General features: G+C 34.5%; 22 protein-coding genes. 2 read left to right on the top strand and 20 right to left on the bottom strand.

The features are described 5' to 3' along the window. Positions 1-196: 196 nt before the first annotated feature. From atpG to RT228_RS07280, 12 genes are all read right to left on the bottom strand, one after another. Positions 197-1,057, bottom strand: a complete 861-nt coding sequence (gene atpG, locus RT228_RS07225) for an ATP synthase F1 subunit gamma (RefSeq protein ID WP_006257833.1) — start codon at positions 1,055-1,057, stop codon at positions 197-199. Between the two features lie 65 nt (positions 1,058-1,122). Beyond that, the gene (gene atpA, locus RT228_RS07230) at positions 1,123-2,697 is read right to left on the bottom strand and encodes a F0F1 ATP synthase subunit alpha (protein WP_006257834.1); all 1,575 of its coding nucleotides are present in this window, start codon (positions 2,695-2,697) and stop codon (positions 1,123-1,125) included. Between the two features lie 41 nt (positions 2,698-2,738). Beyond that, positions 2,739-3,275, bottom strand: a complete 537-nt coding sequence (atpH, locus tag RT228_RS07235; protein ID WP_006257835.1) for an ATP synthase F1 subunit delta — start codon at positions 3,273-3,275, stop codon at positions 2,739-2,741. 13 nt (positions 3,276-3,288) lie between these two features. Continuing rightward, positions 3,289-3,789 carry a F0F1 ATP synthase subunit B gene (locus RT228_RS07240; RefSeq protein ID WP_006257836.1) on the bottom strand — a complete coding sequence of 167 codons (501 nt, stop codon included), beginning with the start codon at positions 3,787-3,789 and terminating at the stop codon, positions 3,289-3,291. 94 nt (positions 3,790-3,883) lie between these two features. Beyond that, positions 3,884-4,078 carry an ATP synthase F0 subunit C gene (atpE, locus tag RT228_RS07245; protein ID WP_006257837.1) on the bottom strand — a complete coding sequence of 65 codons (195 nt, stop codon included), beginning with the start codon at positions 4,076-4,078 and terminating at the stop codon, positions 3,884-3,886. A gap of 55 nt (positions 4,079-4,133) precedes the next feature. Beyond that, a complete protein-coding gene (gene atpB / locus RT228_RS07250; protein ID WP_006262511.1) occupies positions 4,134-5,312 on the bottom strand; it encodes a F0F1 ATP synthase subunit A in 1,179 nt (392 codons plus the stop codon). A 105-nt stretch (positions 5,313-5,417) separates the two neighbouring features. Continuing rightward, entirely contained in the window at positions 5,418-5,816 is a 399-nt protein-coding gene (locus tag RT228_RS07255; protein ID WP_006257839.1) for a hypothetical protein, read from the bottom strand. After that, positions 5,816-6,031, bottom strand: coding sequence for an AtpZ/AtpI family protein (locus RT228_RS07260; RefSeq protein ID WP_006257840.1), 216 nt, complete (start codon positions 6,029-6,031; stop codon positions 5,816-5,818). Before RT228_RS07260 ends, RT228_RS07255 begins: the two co-directional genes overlap by 1 nt. Before the next feature lie 6 nt (positions 6,032-6,037). Beyond that, positions 6,038-6,433, bottom strand: coding sequence for a polymer-forming cytoskeletal protein (locus RT228_RS07265; RefSeq protein WP_006262510.1), 396 nt, complete (start codon positions 6,431-6,433; stop codon positions 6,038-6,040). A 24-nt stretch (positions 6,434-6,457) separates the two neighbouring features. Further along, the gene (locus RT228_RS07270; RefSeq protein WP_313138564.1) at positions 6,458-9,109 is read right to left on the bottom strand and encodes a tetratricopeptide repeat protein; all 2,652 of its coding nucleotides are present in this window, start codon (positions 9,107-9,109) and stop codon (positions 6,458-6,460) included. A gap of 720 nt (positions 9,110-9,829) precedes the next feature. Beyond that, positions 9,830-10,525 carry an ABC transporter ATP-binding protein gene (locus RT228_RS07275; protein WP_016649959.1) on the bottom strand — a complete coding sequence of 232 codons (696 nt, stop codon included), beginning with the start codon at positions 10,523-10,525 and terminating at the stop codon, positions 9,830-9,832. A gap of 1 nt (position 10,526) precedes the next feature. After that, positions 10,527-12,002 carry a DUF5687 family protein gene (locus RT228_RS07280; RefSeq protein ID WP_313138565.1) on the bottom strand — a complete coding sequence of 492 codons (1,476 nt, stop codon included), beginning with the start codon at positions 12,000-12,002 and terminating at the stop codon, positions 10,527-10,529. A 253-nt stretch (positions 12,003-12,255) separates the two neighbouring features. On the opposite strand from RT228_RS07280, the gene RT228_RS07285 reads away from it, so the two are divergent. Together RT228_RS07285 and RT228_RS07290 are read left to right on the top strand one after the other, a co-directional pair. Then, complete coding sequence (locus tag RT228_RS07285) at positions 12,256-12,663, top strand: hypothetical protein (protein ID WP_006266059.1); 408 nt, start codon at positions 12,256-12,258, stop codon at positions 12,661-12,663. A 92-nt stretch (positions 12,664-12,755) separates the two neighbouring features. Beyond that, positions 12,756-13,181, top strand: coding sequence for a c-type cytochrome (locus RT228_RS07290; protein ID WP_313138566.1), 426 nt, complete (start codon positions 12,756-12,758; stop codon positions 13,179-13,181). Positions 13,182-13,256: 75 nt separating this feature from the next. On the opposite strand, the gene RT228_RS07295 is transcribed toward RT228_RS07290, so the two are convergent. From RT228_RS07295 to RT228_RS07330, 8 genes are all read right to left on the bottom strand, one after another. Continuing rightward, positions 13,257-14,237 (bottom strand): TerC family protein, encoded by a 981-nt coding sequence (locus RT228_RS07295; protein WP_006262505.1) that lies wholly within the window; start codon positions 14,235-14,237, stop codon positions 13,257-13,259. A 198-nt stretch (positions 14,238-14,435) separates the two neighbouring features. Continuing rightward, on the bottom strand, positions 14,436-15,431 hold the full coding sequence (locus RT228_RS07300; RefSeq protein WP_016649956.1) for an NAD(P)H-dependent glycerol-3-phosphate dehydrogenase: 996 nt from the start codon (positions 15,429-15,431) through the stop codon (positions 14,436-14,438). A 329-nt stretch (positions 15,432-15,760) separates the two neighbouring features. Beyond that, positions 15,761-16,918, bottom strand: a complete 1,158-nt coding sequence (locus RT228_RS07305) for an iron-containing alcohol dehydrogenase (RefSeq protein ID WP_016649955.1) — start codon at positions 16,916-16,918, stop codon at positions 15,761-15,763. Positions 16,919-16,995: 77 nt separating this feature from the next. Next, positions 16,996-17,583 (bottom strand): nicotinate (nicotinamide) nucleotide adenylyltransferase, encoded by a 588-nt coding sequence (nadD, locus tag RT228_RS07310; protein WP_006262503.1) that lies wholly within the window; start codon positions 17,581-17,583, stop codon positions 16,996-16,998. 10 nt (positions 17,584-17,593) lie between these two features. Then, positions 17,594-18,163, bottom strand: coding sequence for a guanylate kinase (gmk, locus tag RT228_RS07315; RefSeq protein WP_006257851.1), 570 nt, complete (start codon positions 18,161-18,163; stop codon positions 17,594-17,596). Positions 18,164-18,193: 30 nt separating this feature from the next. Continuing rightward, on the bottom strand, positions 18,194-19,042 hold the full coding sequence (locus tag RT228_RS07320) for a YicC/YloC family endoribonuclease (RefSeq protein WP_016649954.1): 849 nt from the start codon (positions 19,040-19,042) through the stop codon (positions 18,194-18,196). 797 nt (positions 19,043-19,839) lie between these two features. Next, positions 19,840-20,367: a dihydrofolate reductase family protein gene (locus tag RT228_RS07325; RefSeq protein ID WP_313138567.1), complete on the bottom strand. Its 528-nt coding sequence runs from the start codon at positions 20,365-20,367 to the stop codon at positions 19,840-19,842. A gap of 124 nt (positions 20,368-20,491) precedes the next feature. Further along, complete coding sequence (locus tag RT228_RS07330; protein ID WP_006257854.1) at positions 20,492-20,848, bottom strand: arsenate reductase family protein; 357 nt, start codon at positions 20,846-20,848, stop codon at positions 20,492-20,494.

The raw sequence follows: 20,848 nt of genomic DNA on the forward strand, positions 1-20,848 counted from the left end.
CTAACTAACTAACTAACTAACTAACTAACTAACTAACTAACTAACTAACTAACTACATTAAAAACTTTCTAAGCTCTTTTCCGTCAATCGACAAACAAACAGACAGCACATGTCAAAAAACGTCTTAAATCTATTAATAACACAAAAAAAGGGATACTCAGACGAGTATCCCTTTTCTAAAAGTATAATATTCAGATTAGTTGTTTAATGCCTCAGCACCACCAACAATTTCTAGAATTTCATTTGTAATAGCAGCTTGACGAGCTTTGTTGTAACTTAACGTTAATTCATCACGTAAGTCTTTAGCGTTATCAGTTGCTTTGTGCATTGCAGTCATACGAGCTCCATGTTCAGAAGCTACAGAGTCTGCAACAGCTTTTAATAATTGAGTTTTTAAAGAAAGAGGAATTAATGTATTAATAATCTCTTCTTTAGAAGGCTCATAAATATAGTCGGAACTAGCATTTTCACTAGATTCCACTGGTAACAATGGTAAAAACTGCTCTGTTACTACATCTTGTGTAGCAGCATTTTTGAACTGATTGTAAACGATCTGAATTGAATCATATTTCTCTTCAACGAAAGCTTCCATCATTTGTTCAGCTATAACAGCACAATTTGCAAAATCTACATGATCAAACAAATCACTTCTATTCTCAATTACAGTAAAAGATTTACGTAATATATCGTGACCTTTTTTACCAATTGTCAATAAATCAACATTAACGTCTTTATATTGAGTAGCTTTAAGTGTATTAATTTGTTTAATAATATTCGCATTAAAACCACCACACAAACCTCTGTTTGAAGTAATAACCACAAGAAGAACATTCTTAACTTCTCTAGTTTGAGAATATACTCCTGAATTATCACCCTCTAAAGTTGCGCTAACATTTTGAATCAATTCAGTCAACTTTTCTGAATATGGACGCATAGCCATAATAGTATCAGTAGCTTTTTTAAGCTTAGCTGCAGATACCATCTTCATAGCAGATGTAATCTGCATTGTTGATCCAATTGATGAAATCCTATTACGTATTTCTTTAAGGTTTGCCATTGTAAATTGTATATAAATTTATCTACAAGTGAAGATAATCAACACTTGTAGACAAACATTATTTCTTAATATTTTGCAGAAATTTCTTTAGCTACTTTCTCAAGCACAGCAGTAATTTCGTCTGTGAATTTACCAGCTTTTAACTGATCTAATACATCTCTATGACGAGAGTTTAAAGCATCTAAATAGTCTTTTTCAAACTCTTTTACTTTAGATACTGGTACGCTTCTAAGAAGGTTTTTAGAACCTGCATAGATAATAGCTACCTGATCCTCTACAGTATATGGATCGTTAACAGCTTGTTTTAAGATCTCAACGTTACGTTGTCCTTTAGAGATAACGTTCATTGTAGCAGCATCTAAGTCAGAACCAAACTTAGCGAAAGCTTCTAACTCACGGTATTGAGCTTGGTCAAGTTTTAAAGTACCAGCTACTTTCTTCATTGATTTAATCTGAGCAGAACCTCCAACACGAGATACAGAAATACCAACGTTAATAGCTGGACGTACACCTGAGTTAAATAAATCAGACTCTAAGAATATCTGTCCATCAGTAATCGAAATTACGTTAGTTGGGATATAAGCAGAAACGTCACCAGCTTGAGTTTCGATAATAGGTAAAGCAGTTAATGAACCACCACCTTTAACGAATGGTCTGATAGACTCTGGTAAATCATTCATGTTCTTAGCGATTTCATCATCACCGATAATACGAGCAGCACGCTCTAATAATCTTGAGTGAAGGTAGAAAACGTCTCCAGGATAAGCCTCACGACCTGGTGGACGACGTAAGATTAATGACATCTCACGGTAAGCTACCGCTTGTTTAGATAAATCATCATAGATAATTAATGCAGGACGTCCTGTATCACGGAAGTACTCTCCGATAGCAGCTCCAGCCATTGCAGCATAAACTTGCATTGGAGCTGGATCCGAAGCATTTGCAGCTACGATAATAGTATAGTCCATTGCACCTTTATCTTCTAAAGTTTTAGCAATTCCTGCTACAGTAGAAGCTTTTTGTCCAATAGCTACATATATACAATATACTGGTTGTCCAGCATCGTAAAATTCTTTTTGATTTAAGATAGTATCGATACAAACAGTTGTTTTTCCTGTTTGACGGTCACCAATTACTAACTCACGTTGTCCACGTCCGATTGGAATCATGGCATCAACAGATTTAATACCTGTTTGTAACGGCTCAGTTACTGGTTGACGGTAGATTACCCCAGGAGCTTTACGCTCTAATGGCATCTCATATAAATCACCTTCGATAGCACCTTTACCATCGATTGGAAGACCTAATGTATTAACAACACGTCCTACCATTTTCTCACCTACTTTAAGTGAAGCGATACGACCTGTTCTTTTTACTGTAGATCCTTCTTTAACACCAGTAGGAGCTCCTAACAATACAATACCTACATTATCCTCTTCAAGGTTCTGTACCATTGCTTCTAGTCCATTCTCGAATACAACTAGCTCTCCGTATTCAGCGTTTGTTAACCCGTATACACGAGCAACACCATCTCCTACTTCAAGTACTGTTCCTACTTCTTCTAAAGAAGCCTCTGAGCTAAATCCAGATAATTGTTTCTTTAAAATCGCTGATATTTCAGCTGGTTTAATTTCCGCCATTTTTATCTATGTTTATACACGAACATTCGTGCGGTGATTTTTTAATTAGTTAATTCTCTTTTTAAAACTTGTAATTGATTCGCTATTGAAGCATTGTACTGTTTATCTCCCATTTTCAAGATAAATCCTCCTAAGATAGAAGCATCTACTATATTTGAAACAACAATTTGTTTTCCAGGAGCTAAACTTTGAACTTTAGATAAAACTTTACTCTCTAAAGCGGCATCCATCGGAACAGCCGTAGTAACTACAACTCTCTCTATACCTTTCAAAGCTTCGTATTGCTCTTGAAACTGTAAAGCGACTGTACCTAAGATTTCAAATCTATTGTTCGCTTTAAGCACTTTAAACAATTCTTTAGTACTTTGATCAACATTAGCGAATACTTCTAACAAAGCATTTAATTTAATCTCACCACTCACGATAGGATTAGTTAAAAACACTTTTAAGTCTTCACTTTGAGATACTGATTCAGAGATCAAGATCATATCGCTATTAATAGCCTCAGCATTTCCTTTTTGACCAGAAACTTCTAGCATTGCTTTTGCATATCTTGCAGCTGCTCTAGTGCTTACCATAATGATCCTTTTATTAGTTTAATTTAACTTCGTCTAACATCTTCTCAACCAATTTAGATTGAGCTTCAGTGTTAGCTAATTGTTCTTTTAATAATTTCTCAGCAATTTCAATAGAAATAGAAGAAACTTGAGTTTTTAACTCAACGATAGCAGTAGCTCTTTCACTTTCGATAGCAGCTTTTGCTTGAGCAATCATTTTTGCTCCTACAGCTTCACCTTCAGTTTTAGCGTCAGCTAACATTTTTTCTTTAATCTCACGAGCTTCTTTAATTAAAGCATCACGCTCAGCACGAGCTTCTGCTAATAATTTCTCGTTATCAGCTTTTAAATTAGCCATTTCTCTTTTAGCATTTTCAGCAGCTGCTAATGCATCAGCGATACCCTCTTCACGAGCCTCTAAAGCATTTACAATTGGTTTCCATGCAAATTTTCCTAGGATGAATACAATCACCAATAAAATGATGAACTGCCAGAAAAATAATCCAAAACCGAAATCGTTAATTAATTTATCCATTATCTAAAATTATACTTTTTAATACCTATGTTGTTTAATTAAGAAGTTTATCTGCAACCAACCGTTACAGATAAACTCTTTTACTTGTCTTGGATTATTTACCTAAGATTAAAGCACCGAATGCTAAACCTTCCAATAAAGCTCCAATAATGATCATTGCAGTTTGGATTTTTCCAGCAGCTTCTGGTTGACGAGCGATAGCGTCCATTGCAGAAGATCCGATTTTTCCTAATCCGTAACCAGCTCCGATTACGATTAAACCTGCACCAATAATGTTTGGTAATGTCATAGTGATTGATTTATATTAATTAAACAAATTTTATTTTTATTCTAATTTAATTCTATTAATGATGAGCCTCATCATGTTCGTGCTCTGCAACAGCCATTCCGATAAACAATGAAGATAACATTGTAAAGATGAACGCTTGTAAGAACGCTACTAAGATCTCTAATACAACTAAGAACGTTGATAAGAAGAATCCTATCCCTACTGCTCCAGCAGTACCTAAAGCTTCTTTCATCACGAAGATAATAGCGATAAGTCCAAATACTACTGAGTGACCTGCTGTAATGTTAGCGAATAAACGAACCATCAATGAGAATGGCTTAATTAATGCTCCTAATACTTCGATAGGTGCTAACATTAATTTCATTGGTGCTGGTACACCTGGCATCCAGAACATGTGCTTCCAATAATCCTTGTTAGCAGAGAACTGTGTAATTATGAATGTAAAGATTGCCAAACACGCAGTTACCGAAATACTTCCTGTAACGTTGAATCCTAGTGGAGTCAATCCTAATAAGTTCAATAAGAAAATTAAAAAGAATACTGACAGTAAGTATGGCATGAACTTTTTGTATTTGTCCTTTCCGATATTTGGAATAGCCATCTCATCACGAACATAAAGCACCATTGGTTCTAAAGCTCTTGCAAAACCTTTAGGCAAGTTGTTCGGTCCTTTTTTGTATGTCTTAGCCAAGCTTAAGAACATAAGGAAGATTAATACTGTAGTAAATAATAATGAAGCCACATTTTTAGTGATAGAAAAATCTAATGGCTTTTCATTTGTAGGATGATGTTCAGCATCGTACTCGATAGTACCAGCTGCATCAGTTTTGTATATCTTACTGTGATATAACTTGTAGTGTTGTCCATCTTTTTCAACTACTTTGTTACCGTAGTCAAATTCTGATGACATAAATACTTTAAGACCATTGTCTATTAAAATAACTGGCAGTGGAAACCCGTAGTGTTTACCAGTAGCCTCGTCTGAGAAGAATATGAAAGAGTAATCATCTGCTAAGTGGTGCGTGATGTGATCTTGCACTTTTTCAGCTTGTGTTTTCTCTCCTTCTACATGCTCTGTACCTTCTACAGCAGCGATTGTTTCTTCAATTGACTGCTCTGTTTCTTGAATAGATTCTTCAAGCTTCTGAGCATTACTTTGTGCGTACGAAAATACCGACGATGCTGTAAAAATTACAGCTGCTAATAAATTCAGTGATTTCTTCAGAGTCACCATACCTTAACTTCTTGAATATTTATGGTTCTTAAAATTTTGTGCAAAAGTACAATAAATCTTAGACTTTCATACTTTCTTGCGAAACTTTTTTTTATTATCTTTTTGTTAACTAACCTTCTTATTTAAAATACGATATGCAATAAATGCATCCCCGCCTAGATAAATCAAGACAACTAACAGAAAATTATACTTAAATAGTTCATCTACATTCTCGCTGTCTAATCCTTCTCTTACGAATAGGTAACTAGCCAATAATCGAACTGTAATAAAGCCTAAAAACACGTATCCTAAGCTATTAGGCATACTTGTTTTTATTCCTTGCATAGCAAATAACATTCCTATAGAAAAAATAAATTCAAAGCCATAAAAACCCGCTAATGAATAACCTAATTCTACAAATGACTGACCAAAATCAGTATATGTGAAAAGTGCAAAATGAATTGCAAATATAACTGCTAAAACCCCAAAAAGTTTTAAACTTAAACTTACTGTTTCCTTATCCATTAATCTTTATTTAATTGATTTACTTGTTTTATAACTTGGTACAAAGCTAATCCTACTCCAATTAACGTACAAATTTTATTTGCTAATCCGTCAACTAAATTATATTTATCATCTAACCAAGTACCTAACAAGTGAAACAAGTAAATAGTTACCCCCATCTGAATAGGGATATTAATTAAACTTAACCAACGGTTTGGCCCTGAATTTTTTTTCACTCCTACTTATTTTCCTTTCTTACCTGAACCTTGTTCTCCGTTTCCTGCTATAGCCATATCGCATTTCACTTGAATTTTAGCTCCTGGTACAACCGAAAGTCTTCCTACTAATAAGTCTCCCTTTACATCTGCAGTCTCCTTGATATGTAGTAAATCTTTCACCTTCAGAACACCCTCTACTAGGCCCTCTATATCAGCATTTTCACACTCCACATTTCCGATGATTTGGGCTTGAGGCCCTACAACCACTCTTCCTTTTACTTTTAGATTACCGTGTAAGACACCATCTAAACGCAAATCCGTCACTGCTTCAATATCTCCTTTAATTATTGTAGCCTCAATAATTCTATTTGTTTTACCTAAATGATCTATAGACCCGTCATTCTTCGTTTTTTGGAACATAATTTTTACTTTTTTTCTTCAACCTTATTCTGATGGAGCAATATATTTCTCCCAATTTTTCTTTATCTGAACGATTACGTAGTTATCAGTACTTATAGTGACAGCATTACTATCCACACTTCTTGCTGCATAGACTGCATCCTCCTTATTCTTAAATCCATGTAATACAAAGAATTCTCCAACACCGATATACGGGTCTTCAGAATACTTTATTCCCTTACTACTATTAGCAGTTGCAAACTGTATAAATCTACGGCTTATCAACTGATTACTACTCGACTCTTTGTCCTGAACTAGTAACACTACTTTCCAATTATTTGATTCCCCTGTAGAAAATTCTCTAGCTTCTAACATCGGAATCGTTGTCTTTAACAACTCCTCTGCTTCTCTTCCTTCACGAGAAGAGCTATAGGTAAGAGCCACAAAATTCAATGCTTCTTTATATGACTCGATTCCCTTCAATCGACCAATCACATGTGCTTTCAGCAACTCCAGTTTACTCACATACCCTTCATCATCGAATCGCTCTAAGGCGCGATCTATAGTTCGCAGTGCATTGTTATAGTCCGTCCCATCAGCATACACCTTATACGCCTGCGCATAAATCTGTTCTGGTGATAAGTCATCGATTTTATCCATTGACATATTCTGCAATAACTTAGCGTATCTAGAATTAGGATATTGACTGATAATTCTATCCTTCATAGCTATAGCCTTTGCCATATCTATTTCTTGATAAATCTTGTAAAGCTTATACATGCTTGGTAAGATTAATCTCTCTGTAGGATCAAAGGTCAATAACGTCTCTAATCTCTGGCTAGCCAAATCATATTTCTTAAATCGATCTGCATACATAGAGCCCAGTTGGAAATAAGCAAAGTCTCTATCTTTCTTGATAGACGCTATCTCTTTTTCATCTGTTGGAATCTTAGAAATATAGCTATTGATATCATACCTCGTATCATTAAACTGCTCTGTGCTATTATTTTGATTTGCATTCTCAGCTACTTGTTCCTCTGCCGCAGCATTATTCTGCGCTTCTTGTATATCAGCCGCCCATCTCCAGTTATCTACAGAAGGTCTATTCCCCCATTTTCTTCTAAACTCTGTCTTCCCAAAGGCAGCTGCTTGAGTTGAGTAGAAGTAGAATGTAGAACTACCTCCTGTCTGCTGATTATTTGTACCAAAAGCAACATCTATAGCCTCCCCGAAAGTTGCCATATTAAAATAATTCTGATTGCCTCCTCTTTGTTTTTTAAGTGTCGCCTGTAGTTTTCTAAAGTCTTCTTTTCTAAGATCATCTACATATTTTTGAAAATAAGCTATGCGCTGATCATCACTCATCGCTACTAATCGAAGTACACTATCATTGACATGAGCTACTCTTTCATATTTCACCACATCTCTTAATGCATCACGTCTCTTGGCTATTCTAAAGCGCTCCTTAGCCTTAGCAGGCATAATAGACAACACACTGTCATAATACTGCCCTGCCAACGCATAACCAGCTTCATTAAAGTAAATTTCGGCTATACTCAAGTAGTTTTTAGACTTTAACTGCTTATCACCTTTACTTAACTTAACAGCTCTTTTTAGCGATTTTAATGCCTCTTTTGTATTGCCACTCCCCTCATAGAACAGCCCTACCTGACGATGTAATACATCTAAGTAATCTCTGTTCTCTCTATCTCTAATTAATCTTTTATACTTCTTTAAGAACGCTACCGAATCTTTAGCCTGAGCAGGCTTCAGCCCAAACTGTTGTGCATGAGACTGTATCACATAAGATCGAGGGCTCTTTCTATTCATATCGATTACGATATCGAAAGCCTCATTCGCTTCCATCTCCTTGCCCAACTTAGCATATAGTTGTCCTAAGATAAAAGTATATCGTGCATACTCCTCCTTATCCCTAGTGTGTTCTATAGCGATCTTTAGAGGTGGTATAGCAGAAGCATATTCCTCTATATTGATATAAGCCTGAGTAAGCGTAGCATTCGCATCTGCTACCTGCTGCTTTCTTAGTTTATCTTTTTTATCTCGAAGAAATTCATTTAAATTTTTAATCGCAATATCATCATAAGTAAGGCGTACATTAGATTTCTCACGCCAGATGATCGCGTCATTTATTAAGCTCCCGTCTGGATACTTATACAGAATATAATTAAAAGCCTCTAACGCAGGTACAAAACGACCATCATAGTATCTAGCCTGTCCTAACATCAGATAAGCATCATCGATCTGGAAGTTGCGCTCACGCCCTTTTATGTACATAGAGTGCTTCTGGATAGCCTTAGCTGCTTTATCTTCAGCTCGTCTAAATCCTACCTCGCCCTGTTCTTCTTCGCCTGTAACATTGGCTCCATCTACTTGCACATTGTCAAGAATAGATCCTTTTTTAGACTCTAGTGACCTACCTCTTTCGAACTCACGTGTAGAGTCTATCTTAATGTCGATACGCTCTACAGGAAGTATCTCCCAAAAGTCATCGTAATAATCCTTTTTTAAAGAAATTAAAGCCTCATCATAAGCCAACTCTCCGTTATATAGAATATTATACCGAGTAGTCATCGCGTGATACCCTCTATTCAATAACTTATCTTTCTTTACAGAACAAGCCGCTCCCAAAAGAAGTAAAACTAAAAAAATCAGATATTTAAAACGAGTATTCAACACAATGAGCTTTACTTAAAAACTACAAATTCACTATTTTAGTATATAACAAAACGTAAAAATACATTACTTTTAGTAATACTTCTACAGTATTTTAAAAGTTTTTAAAGTTCTACAGAAACAAAACCTATAAAAGTAATTTACACTACTTATCGCAATATCTCAGTCAATTTATAGCATCCTATAGAAATCTAACCACATATCACTAAAACATTCACAATATCCTATATTTTCTATTATTCTACTTCTTGGGAATCTTAGGCAATAACTATAAACACAAAACTCTAGCAAAATAGATTCACTAGAGTCCCGCTAACTAACCAATTAAGTAATATTCTCCTTTTTCGTTCGATTAATAATGAGTTTTTTGAATTCACACAATAAGCAAAAAAATCTCAAACTAAATCTAGTCTTTATCACTGTCTATTTATAAACCAAAGGTATTTTGATACTGATTTACTAGGGGATTCCTTGAGGGTTTCTTGCACCTTTCTTCGAGAAAAGCACCTTCTAGGCAAGAAAACCCCTAGAAAACTCCTAGCAATCCCCTAAGAAGTGCAAGCGAAACGCTCTCCTCTTATTCATCCATAACGAAATCGAAGCTCATCTATTAATATTTCTATCTTTATTTTAACCTAATCCCCTCAATCTAAAACAATCTCATTATACCATCATGCATAAAGCCATTGTAATCAAACTGAAATGAAAAAGAAATGCATTCTATCATACCTGAAAGAACTCTTCTAATGCATCAAATGTGATATCCTGCGTCAAGACATCTTTCATGATTTGTCCTTTTTCTAAGGCGATCACTCGATCAGACACCTCATAAGTATGTTGAAGATCATGACTCGATATAATAATCGTGATCTCTCTATCTTTCATTTTTTGTTTTACCAATTCTTTTAATCTCAACTGTGTAGTCGGATCCAGATTAGCAAACGGTTCGTCTAAGATAACTAACTCAGGTTTTCCCATAAAGGCCGCTATAATACCTACCTTCTTTTGATTCCCCTTAGAGAAATCACGCAAATATTTGCGTTGATTCAGCACTTCTCCATTGAAGAAACTTACATATTCATTTAGAAAACTCTCTATATCAGTACGAGACATCCCTCTCAGTTCTCCAACGAAATAAAAATATTCTTCAGGTGTCAAATACCCGATTAAGAAAGAATCATCAAAGAATGATCCTGTATACTTTTTCCATTCTTCATTTTCATTAACTACATTCCCTTTATTAGCAATGCTCCCTTGAGTAGGTTTGATTAGATCTAATAGAAGGCTGAAAAAGGTCGTTTTACCAGCACCATTATTCCCAACTAATCCAACACTTTGTCCTTTTGTTATTTCTAAACTAGGTATATTTAAAACAGTCTGTTGACCATAAGACTTTACTAAATTATTTACTACTATCATATTACTTAGATTTAAAAGCCTCTATTGTGCTATATTTTTCTTGTTTATAAATTTTCTCTATGTACTTAAACACTTGATTTTGGAAGAACATTCCTATGATCCCTATTCCGGTTAACAAGGTAAATCCTCCCCAAAAACCATATACCCAAAACCCGATATAATAGATTAGAATAGGCAAAAAGAGCTTAGGTAGCGAGATCAGCATCACCCTAAGGTTAAATGCATTCTTATCTGCAAATACATTCTTATTCGCTGTTAAGTCGACAGGGCTTTTTAGATAAGCACCTCCCCATAATACGATGTAACCATTGATACCAATATTAAACACTCCATTCGCAATGATTAAATACACTAGATCCATACTCGTCCAGATATATAATACCGCCGCCAACATAGACACGCCAGTCCCCAATGCAATAATTAACCATTTAGACTTTAAATAATTCTTATACGTGATATTCTGAGTCATCATAAAAGAGTAATATGAAGAATCCCAACTAGGCACATACTGTCCAAACATCATTAGGAAACCACCTGATACAAAGAAGGCAACGAAGATTAGCATAAAGGTCGGATACCCTCCCATTTCTGTTGGACGAAGTATAAGGAAACCGTAGAACATAAATAATACGCTCATAAGCACCGTAGTACGTGCTCGTTTATTTCGAGTAATCAATCGCAAATCATTCTTAAGAAAAGAAGCATACGTCCCAAATCCGTCTAACCATTTCATCTCACGTGTAGTAGCTACTTCTACTTTGATCTTTAGCAGATCATCCATATACATATTCTTAACGTAGTAACGCACGGTCATCTTAATAACTAACCACAACACTCCACCGTAAACTAATACTAATGCAGGATATTCATACACACTATACAGTAAGTGCTGTGTGTATAAAGTACTGTCAAATAATTGGTAATACTGAATCGCGGCTAATAATCCGAATACTACTATAACAGCTATAAAAACAGATTTATATGACTCTATCAGTATATTGACAAAGTGCATCGTACACACACATAAATAGACTGCTATCATCCAAGCAATTACTCCTAAAACAGAATATCCCTGTACCATACTAACTATCGCAAATGGAAGAATAAATAGTAACTGAATAAAGTTAAACGCACTGATGAAAGAACTTCCTATATAGAAGTTCACAATCTTAATCTTAGGAAAAGGCAGTACAAGCAGCGGTTTTATAGTGGCAGTCGGCAACTTCTGAAGTGTAAACCTCATAAACATCTCCATCACCATATAATACATCCAAAACCTACTAATCACCTGTATAGGTGATCCCATACCTAGATTCATATCTTCGATAATAAAAAAACCACTCATCCCCATTATCAAAAACAGTAAACCAAAATACACTATCGCTATCCACTTAAAGACAACCAATATCGTATTCATGGTCTTATCATTGCTTCGAGACAATCTTTTCTTTTCTAGAAAAACAAACAACTTACGCATTGCTATAAATATTTATTATAACAATTAGTACTATATTTAGGCATTTTGTTACAACTAAAACAACATTATTTTTAAATTATATACTTTATCATTAAAACAAACGCAGATTATCATCATCACAAAACCTATAATTAACCTAAAAATTAACACTTAACCACTTATTTATACTACAATATTAAACCAACTCTACCTCACTTCAATGACTACGATATTTAGGACAAAATCATTTATCTTTGCCCAAAATATTAATACAATGAAAAAAGACATAGAGATTCCAGTAGTAAAAGATATAGAGATTGCAATCATAAAAGAGTATAGCGAAGAATTCTTAGCAGACTCATGGTATGCATATCTATTCAATAACTCAGATCAAGAAATGGAAGCTATCCTAGTAGTATCACAAGCGATAGGTGAGATAGATGGTGAAGTAAGAGGTACAGGAGTATTTAGACATGCATTCAAATCTCTTGCTCCAAAAGAAAGTGTAAAAATAGAATTGTTAGATGAATCTGTTTTTAAACTGAGTAATTCATTTATGCTTACTTTCTTCCAAGGAGGAAAATTATACGACAAGACATATACCTTCATTCAGGACTCTCTAGGAGATGCACATTTACAGACATTGCCATTTACTACTAAAAAAGGAATATTAGCAAAATAATTTATTCTCCTATCTATCAATACCTTAATTTATAATCAATCCAAATGTTAGTTTGCTTAATTTGGTAAGCACAACTTAAAAAATAGATGATTATGAAAATTAAAAACGTATTGAGCATTTTATGCTGTTTGGGGGTATTAGTAACATTATTTGCTTTTAGCTCGTCAACACTTGTAACAGAAAGTAAAGCAGGAGACATAGAATGGAAAAACTTAAAGGTATTGCCAAAAGATATTTCTAATGACAGCCTTAAAGGACTAATGAGAGGCTATAATGATGCATTAGGAGTGAAATGTGGATACTGTCACACTACAGTAGAAGGAACAGATAAACTAGACTTCGCTGCAGATACAAAAAAAGAAAAAGAGTTCGCTCGACACATGATCACAATGACTCAAAAGATCAATGCTGAGAACTTTAATTGGCAGAATCACCCGAAACCAGAGACCATCGATGTAGCATCATGTGCTATGTGTCATAGAGGTACTGCTAAACCTTCACAGTCTTTAAAACTATAGATGTCACTATTGATAAGATATAAGAAAGCCCTTCTGTTAGAAGGGCTTTCTTATTATATATTTGATATACTTTTATTAATCCTTTTTAGGAGGAAACATAAATGATGCTACCACTGATAGTACTAATACACCTCCTATAATACTTAATGACACTAATGATTCTACATGGTAGAATGGAGATACTATCATCTTGATTCCAATAAAAGATAAGATAATAGCTAAACCATATTTTAACTTAGAGAACCTATCCATAAAGTTAGCTAATAAGAAGTATAATGATCTCAATCCTAAAATCGCAAAGATATTAGATGTATATAAGATAAATGGATCATCTGGTGCGATAGCAAAAATAGCAGGTATACTATCTACTGCAAAGATCACGTCTGTGAACTCTATCACCATTAATGCTACGAATAATGGCGTCACCATACGCACTCCATTCTTAACTGTAAAGAACTTCTCTCCGTCATACTCATCACTTACCTTAAAGAACTTATGCACCATACGTACAGCAAAATTCTTAGATAAGTCTTCATTCTCATCGTGTTCCTCTTTTGCAAACCAAGACTTAATACCCGAAATCAATAAGAAGATACCAAATATGGTCAATACCACATTAATCTCTACTGTTCTACCAAATACTTCCATCGCAGGTAGATATGTATGATTAATAATCTCTACACCCGCAAAAATGAAGATAGCTCTAAAGACTAAAGCTCCTAAAATCCCCCAGAATAACACTCTGTGGTGTAATTCTTTTGGAACCTTAAAGAAGGTAAATACCAATATAAATACAAATAGATTATCTACTGATAGTGCTTTCTCTATCCAATAAGCTGATTGAAACCTTGCAAAGTTTTCGAAGTCGAGGTAATAATAAATAACTCCACTAAAACACATTGCTAAACCTATCCACACAGCTGTCCAGATCAGTGCTTCTTTTGTTGATACAGTGTGACTGTGTTTATTAAATACTCCTAAGTCTAAAAGTAGCATGATAATAACGACTACTCCAAATACCCCTAATAAAGCAGGGTGATTGATTAAATGATCCATCTTTTAATTTTTTACTTGACAAAACTAAATGGAATAATCTCCCCCAAGAGAACACTCCTTAACTAACATTAAATCAACAAATTACAAACAAACTTTTGTATCTCAAAATTACAGCTAAAAAAAATAACTTATTGTTTTTCAATAAGTTATTTTACATTTTTAGAATAAAACCTAAACACGGCTAAATCTATATTTTTTTTAATCTAATTTCTCAGTAAGTTTTCTGAATACCTTTTTAGGGTCTTTTCCATTGTATAAGATATCATATACTGCATTGATTATCGGAGTCTTAGCACCATATTGCTTATTTAGTTCATAAGCACTCTTAGAAGCATAGTACCCTTCTGCGATCATATTCATTTCCATTTGAGCTGACTTTACAGTATATCCCTTACCTATCATATTACCAAACATACGGTTACGAGAAAACAGAGAATATCCAGTTACTAATAAATCGCCTAAATAGGCAGAGTTATTAATATTACGTTTCATTCTATGCACTTTCTTAATGAACTTCTTCATCTCACGGATAGCATTACTCATCAGTAGAGCTTGGAAGTTATCTCCATAGCCAAGACCATGAGCGATACCACATGCTACAGCATAAATATTCTTTAGTACTGCTGCATACTCTGTACCGATAATATCATCCGTTGTTTTCGCTTTGATATAATGACTGCTTACACAGTTAGATATTGTCTTAGCATACTCTTCTGTTTGACAAGCAATCGTTAAATAAGATAGACGTTCTAGTGCCACCTCTTCAGCATGACATGGCCCAGTGATTACTGCAATGTTCTCGTATGGTACATTATAAGTTTGATGGAAGTGCTCTCCTACGATAAGACTCGTCTCAGGGATAATCCCTTTAATCGCAGATACGATAACTTTCCCTTCTAGGCTAACATGTAGTCTACTCATCTCCTGTGACAAGAACGCAGACGGAATAGCGAAGATTACATAATCCGCATAAGAGATTGCCTTGTTAATATCATTCGTCAACTTTAATTGTTCTACATCAAATTCTACAGAACTTAGATAATTAGGATTGTGATAATTAACTTTTATCTCTTCTAATGCAGATTCGTTACGCATATACCAAGCAATCTCAGTTAGGTTTTCGCTCAACATTTTTACTATAGCAGTAGCCCAGCTCCCACCACCTATAACTGCAATTTTCGGATATTCATTCATACACTAAATTTATTAGTTGGTCAAAAGTAAGTAAAAAACACCTTGCAAACAATTAGAACAACAATAGCTTAAGCTGAAAAAACACATCATTTATTCAATAAATATTGAAATAAATCTAACTTTAACTCAGAAACAAGCCGATAAAAAACACTTTTATTTACATATTCGCATTTTAGTTTAATTAAAAACAAAGCATATACCTTCACATTCCGTGACCGATTTTAGATTAAATTAACAGTATATAAGATATACTGCTAATTATCAACTCCTTTAAACATAAAAAAAGAAAAGTACATTTACTGCAATGGTGAATGTGCTTCTCTATAGAATTATAAACTTAGTTTAACTATTTCTCTTACTTTATCAATAGTTATATTTTTCTTTTCTCCCATTGCTAGCCATCCCCTTTCATTAAATCGTTCAGCAATCCACTCTACAGCCTTCTCCCCATCTTCAGTATAATCACTCAATTTAGTAGCAACTCCTAAAGAATGAAAGAACGCTATCATACGCTCTATAGCCAATCTAGCTACCTCATCATCACTACCTTCTAAATTAAATACACGTCTACCTAACTGCGCTAATTTCTCTTTCTTCGTATCGAACATTACACTATATAGATTAGGTCCTATAATAGCTAATGTACGACCGTGATCTATACCATATAACACAGTTAATTCATGACCAATAGCATGTGTCACCCAATCTTCTTTCACTCCTTTCGATATTAACCCATTTAGAGCCATCGTACAGCACCACATATAGTTCATCGCCGCATCATAATCAGTAGGATCCTTTAGTATCTTAGGGGCTACTTCTATTAGGGTCTGTAAGATACTCTCCGCAAACCTATCTTGTAAAGGTGCTCCTTGAGGAAAGGTAATATACTGTTCTAACACATGGACGAATGCATCTGTTATACCATTAGCAATCTGCTTCACAGGCAAAGAAGCAATCACAGTAGGATCACATACAGAGAACACAGGATATAATACCTCTCCTGAGAATGATAGTTTCTCTTGTGTAGCCTCTATTGTTACCACAGCACCACAGTTCATCTCACTACCTGTAGCAGGTAATGTCAGTATCGCACCATAAGGCATAGCCTTCCAGTTTACATTTAGTTTTTTCTGAATAATATCTATAGTATCTCCTTCATAGTACACAGCTGCAGATATAAACTTAACCCCATCTATCACACTTCCTCCTCCTACACCTAAGATAAAGTCAACCTTTTCATTCTTAATCAAATCAACAGCTTTCACTAATGTCTCATATCGAGGATTAGGTTCTACTCCCGAAAACTCAACTACTTCATACCCTTCTAAAGCCTTTATTACTTGATCATAAACACCATTCTTCTTAATACTACCTCCTCCGTATACGATTAGTACTTTACTCTTTTTATCGATTAGATTAGCTATCTCACCTATCTGTCCTTTCCCGTACAATAAACGAGTAGGATTATATAATTCAAAATTCAACATAACTACTTTCTTTTATCTTATAAAATTAAAAAAAGGAATGCATTTGCATTCCTTTTATAGTATTAAATTCTATTTAATTATTTCTTATAAAACAAGTTGTGGTCTATATACTTCCACACTTCTTTATCAAGTAGAGGCATAATATTCTTACCCTCTTTAATGGAGTCTCTAATAAACGTAGCAGATATCTCCATGATTGGAGCATTCTCTACTAGGTGTATATTAGGATGATCTAGAAGAGGATTAGTCTCCTCTTTGCCACTGAATATACGAGGATATACATAGATAGGGTAACGTTCTAATAGCACCTCGTAGTTCTTCCACTTAGGTAGACTATCTAGATTGTCTTGTCCCATTAATAAACTAAACTCGTGTTTAGGATATCGCTCATGTAGATGCGCCATCGTATTCACGGTATAATTAGGTTGTGGCAAATTAAACTCTACGTCAGAAGGCTTGATATAATCATAATCAGCCGTAGCCAAATTAACCATATGTATCCTATGAAAATCCTCTAATAGACCTTTCTTTTTCTTTAAAGGACTATGAGGGGTTACCACCATCCATACTTCATCTAGGTCCGTGTACTGCACCATATGGTTAGCAATAACTAAATGACCGATATGAATAGGATTAAATGTTCCAAAATACAACCCTACCTTCATACTTATCTTCTTACTTTATAAAGTTCTTTACTAACTCTACAGCCTCATTCTTCGCTGTATCTAAGTCGTAATTCTTAATAATCATATCAAACTGAGGAGCCGTAGCCAACTCTACTGAAGCTTTAGCAATACGCATATTGATCTTATCTTCACTCTCTGTAGAACGCTTTTTAAGACGAATCTTCAATTCATCTATACTAGGTGGTTTCACAAATACAGCTAAAGTCTCATCTGGGAATTTACGCTTAATGCGAAGACCTCCTGCTACATCGATATCGAATATTACATTCTTACCTTCTGCCCACAGACGCTCTACTTCACTACTAAGTGTACCATAGAAGTTATCTCTATATACCTCTTCCCATTCTAAGAACTTCTCTCCTTTTATGTTTTGTTTAAACTCTTCAAGAGAAATAAAATAGTAATCTTTACCATTCACCTCTTCCCCTCTTGGTTCACGAGATGTACAAGAGATAGAGAACGCTAGGTTCAGATCTTCTTGCTCTAATAAATGTCTTACTATTGTAGTTTTACCTGAACCAGATGGAGCAGAGAAAACGATTAACTTACCTCTTTGCATAATAATATTCTGTCGTGTTGTATATATAACCTAAAGTACGTTTAGTACTTGCTCTTTTATTTTCTCTAATTCATCTTTCATCTTTACCACTATCTTCTGCATCTCAGCGTGGTTAGATTTAGATCCCATAGTATTAATCTCACGTCCCATCTCTTGACCGATAAACCCAAGTTTACGACCATTAGCCTCAGCTCCTTCAAGTGTTTCGATAAAGTAATCTAAGTGTTTGCTCAGACGTACTTTTTCTTCTGTGATGTCCATCTTCTCTAGATAGTAGATCACCTCTTGCTCATATCTATTCTCATCGATATTTAACTGAAGTTCTACTAAGTTCGCACGCAATCTTTCTTTTACAGTCACGATACGCTCTTTGTCTAATACCGATACCTCATCCATATACTTGCGGATGTTACCGATACGCAGTCTGAAGTCTTGTTCTAATGAAGCTCCTTCACTAGCTCGGAATTCCTTCATATTAGCGATAGCCTCAGTGATAACCTTTTCTATCTCTTTCCACTCATTCTCATCTAGCTCAGCACGCTCTACTTTTAATGCATCAGGCATACGCACAGCCATCTTCATAAGCTCTGTAGCATCTGCATCAGGGATAATCTCCTTCATTTGATCAATATATGCCATCACGATAGGGCCATTAATCTTATTAGAAGTTTCTTCTGCTGTAATCTCACTATATAATGAGAAGTCTACTTTACCACGCTCTAATTCTTGTGCAACAAGGTTACGAAGAGGTAGTTCTTTCTCTCTATACATCAAAGGCAATCTAACATTTAGATCTAAGCTTTTGCTATTAAGCGATTTTACTTCTACTGTGATTTTCTTTGTTGGTAATTGCAAACATGCCTTACCAAATCCTGTCATCGATTGTATCATATATTAAAAAATAATAGCTACAAAGGTAACAAAATCATTACTAACTGACTTATAAATAGCACAAAATACTGCTTAATAAGATTATAGATTATCTCTAAGTCAAGATGCCCATGATAATGCAGCTGTTTATCTTCAATAACTCCAAATAAAACCTCTTATAGTAATAAACACATTCATACCCAAAACAATAAAACATAAATTATAAATAAACAGAACCTGTAAAACACTAATAATAGCTTCTATACTTTTTGTCTTAATACTTAATTGATATAAAACTCTTAAACAGGCTAATAAGAAATAACAGAAATACATAAAAAAAGAGAGCCATATAGCTCTCTTTTGTGTTTTATACTCCTATTATTTGTTCGTTCCATCGCCTAGAATAGGAGATAACCAAAACAACCATAACTATGAACTATGCCTTCTAAGTCCTTATTTAGACCACCACAATCTACAAAGTCAGCAATAGTAAAAGTCGCGATGAAACTATGTGAATTAAATTTTTTACTAAAACAACCTAACCTTAACTCTTCTGTTTTAATTTAACCCCCAAACACTTAAAACTTTTTCTTTTCTTTTTATAAAGGAATTAATAGCAATTCTTCCCTTTCGTCTTCGATATTAAGACAACAAGCATCGCATTTGGTCACATCAAAAAAAGAATATTTTTTAAAAAAGTATTTAAAAAACAGATATACAGACGTTTGCGTGTGTAAAAAACATACTTAAAAATACTAACAAACTTATTTTAATGGAAGTCAATCAGCAAAAGAACAGTTTATAAACTACTTAATTAGGCTATAACATAATTGTACTAATCCTGATTCAAAAGACTTTGTATTCTCTAACTTTAACTTAGACTCTGGTATCCCGATATCAAATAGTCTAGTACCATCACCTAATAATACAGGGATAACAGATAATACGATCTTATCTATGAGTCTATCCTTCAATAATCTGTTGACTAACTGTGCTCCACCATCGCAGAATATATCTTTACCCTCCTGTGATTTCAGTCTAGATACTAATTCCTTTAGATCACCATTATAGAAAGTCACATTACCTTCTGTAGGTAGACTTTGTCTAGTCATTACATACGTTTCTTTATCTGCATGATGAAACCCATGTCCTTGACTTACTACCCAGTCATATGTACGTTTACCAATCAAAACCGTATCGATCGTCTCTACAAAAGCGGTATAACCATAATCTGCTCCTTCTCGCTGTACAGCATCCAAGAAACTCAAGTCATCCCCAGGTTTAGCGATATAACCATCCAAACTACTCGAAATATATAATACTACCTGTCTCATATCTCTTTGATTTTAAAAACACAAAATTGCAAACTTTTATCCTCCTATAAACAAAAAATCACCTCAGCAAGTAAAAAACTTATCTGAACCGTTTATATAATTCATTGCATTAATGTTTTCCTTACTATTTATTCTTTACTTGTTCGATAGCAGCCTCTACTACTTTCTTACTATTCCCAACATAAATGTTACCGTCGATAAACATTACTGGGCGATTTAGAAAAGTATATTGCTCTAGAATAAGTTTTTTAAAATCATCTTCTTGAAGATTCTTGTCTTTTAACCCTTCACTTTTGTACAGTTGAGCTCGCTTATTAAATAGCTTTTCATAACTACCCACTTGCTTATACATCTCTTCTAACTGTGACTCTGTTACAGGGTTCTTCTTAATCTCTTGTAGTTCAAACGTATCTAATTCTGGCATCTCAGCCATGATACGCTTACATGTTGTACAAGTACTTAAATAATATATCTTTCTCAT

Source organism: Myroides sp. (assembly GCF_032073645.1).
GTDB classification, from domain to species: domain Bacteria; phylum Bacteroidota; class Bacteroidia; order Flavobacteriales; family Flavobacteriaceae; genus Flavobacterium; species Flavobacterium odoratimimum.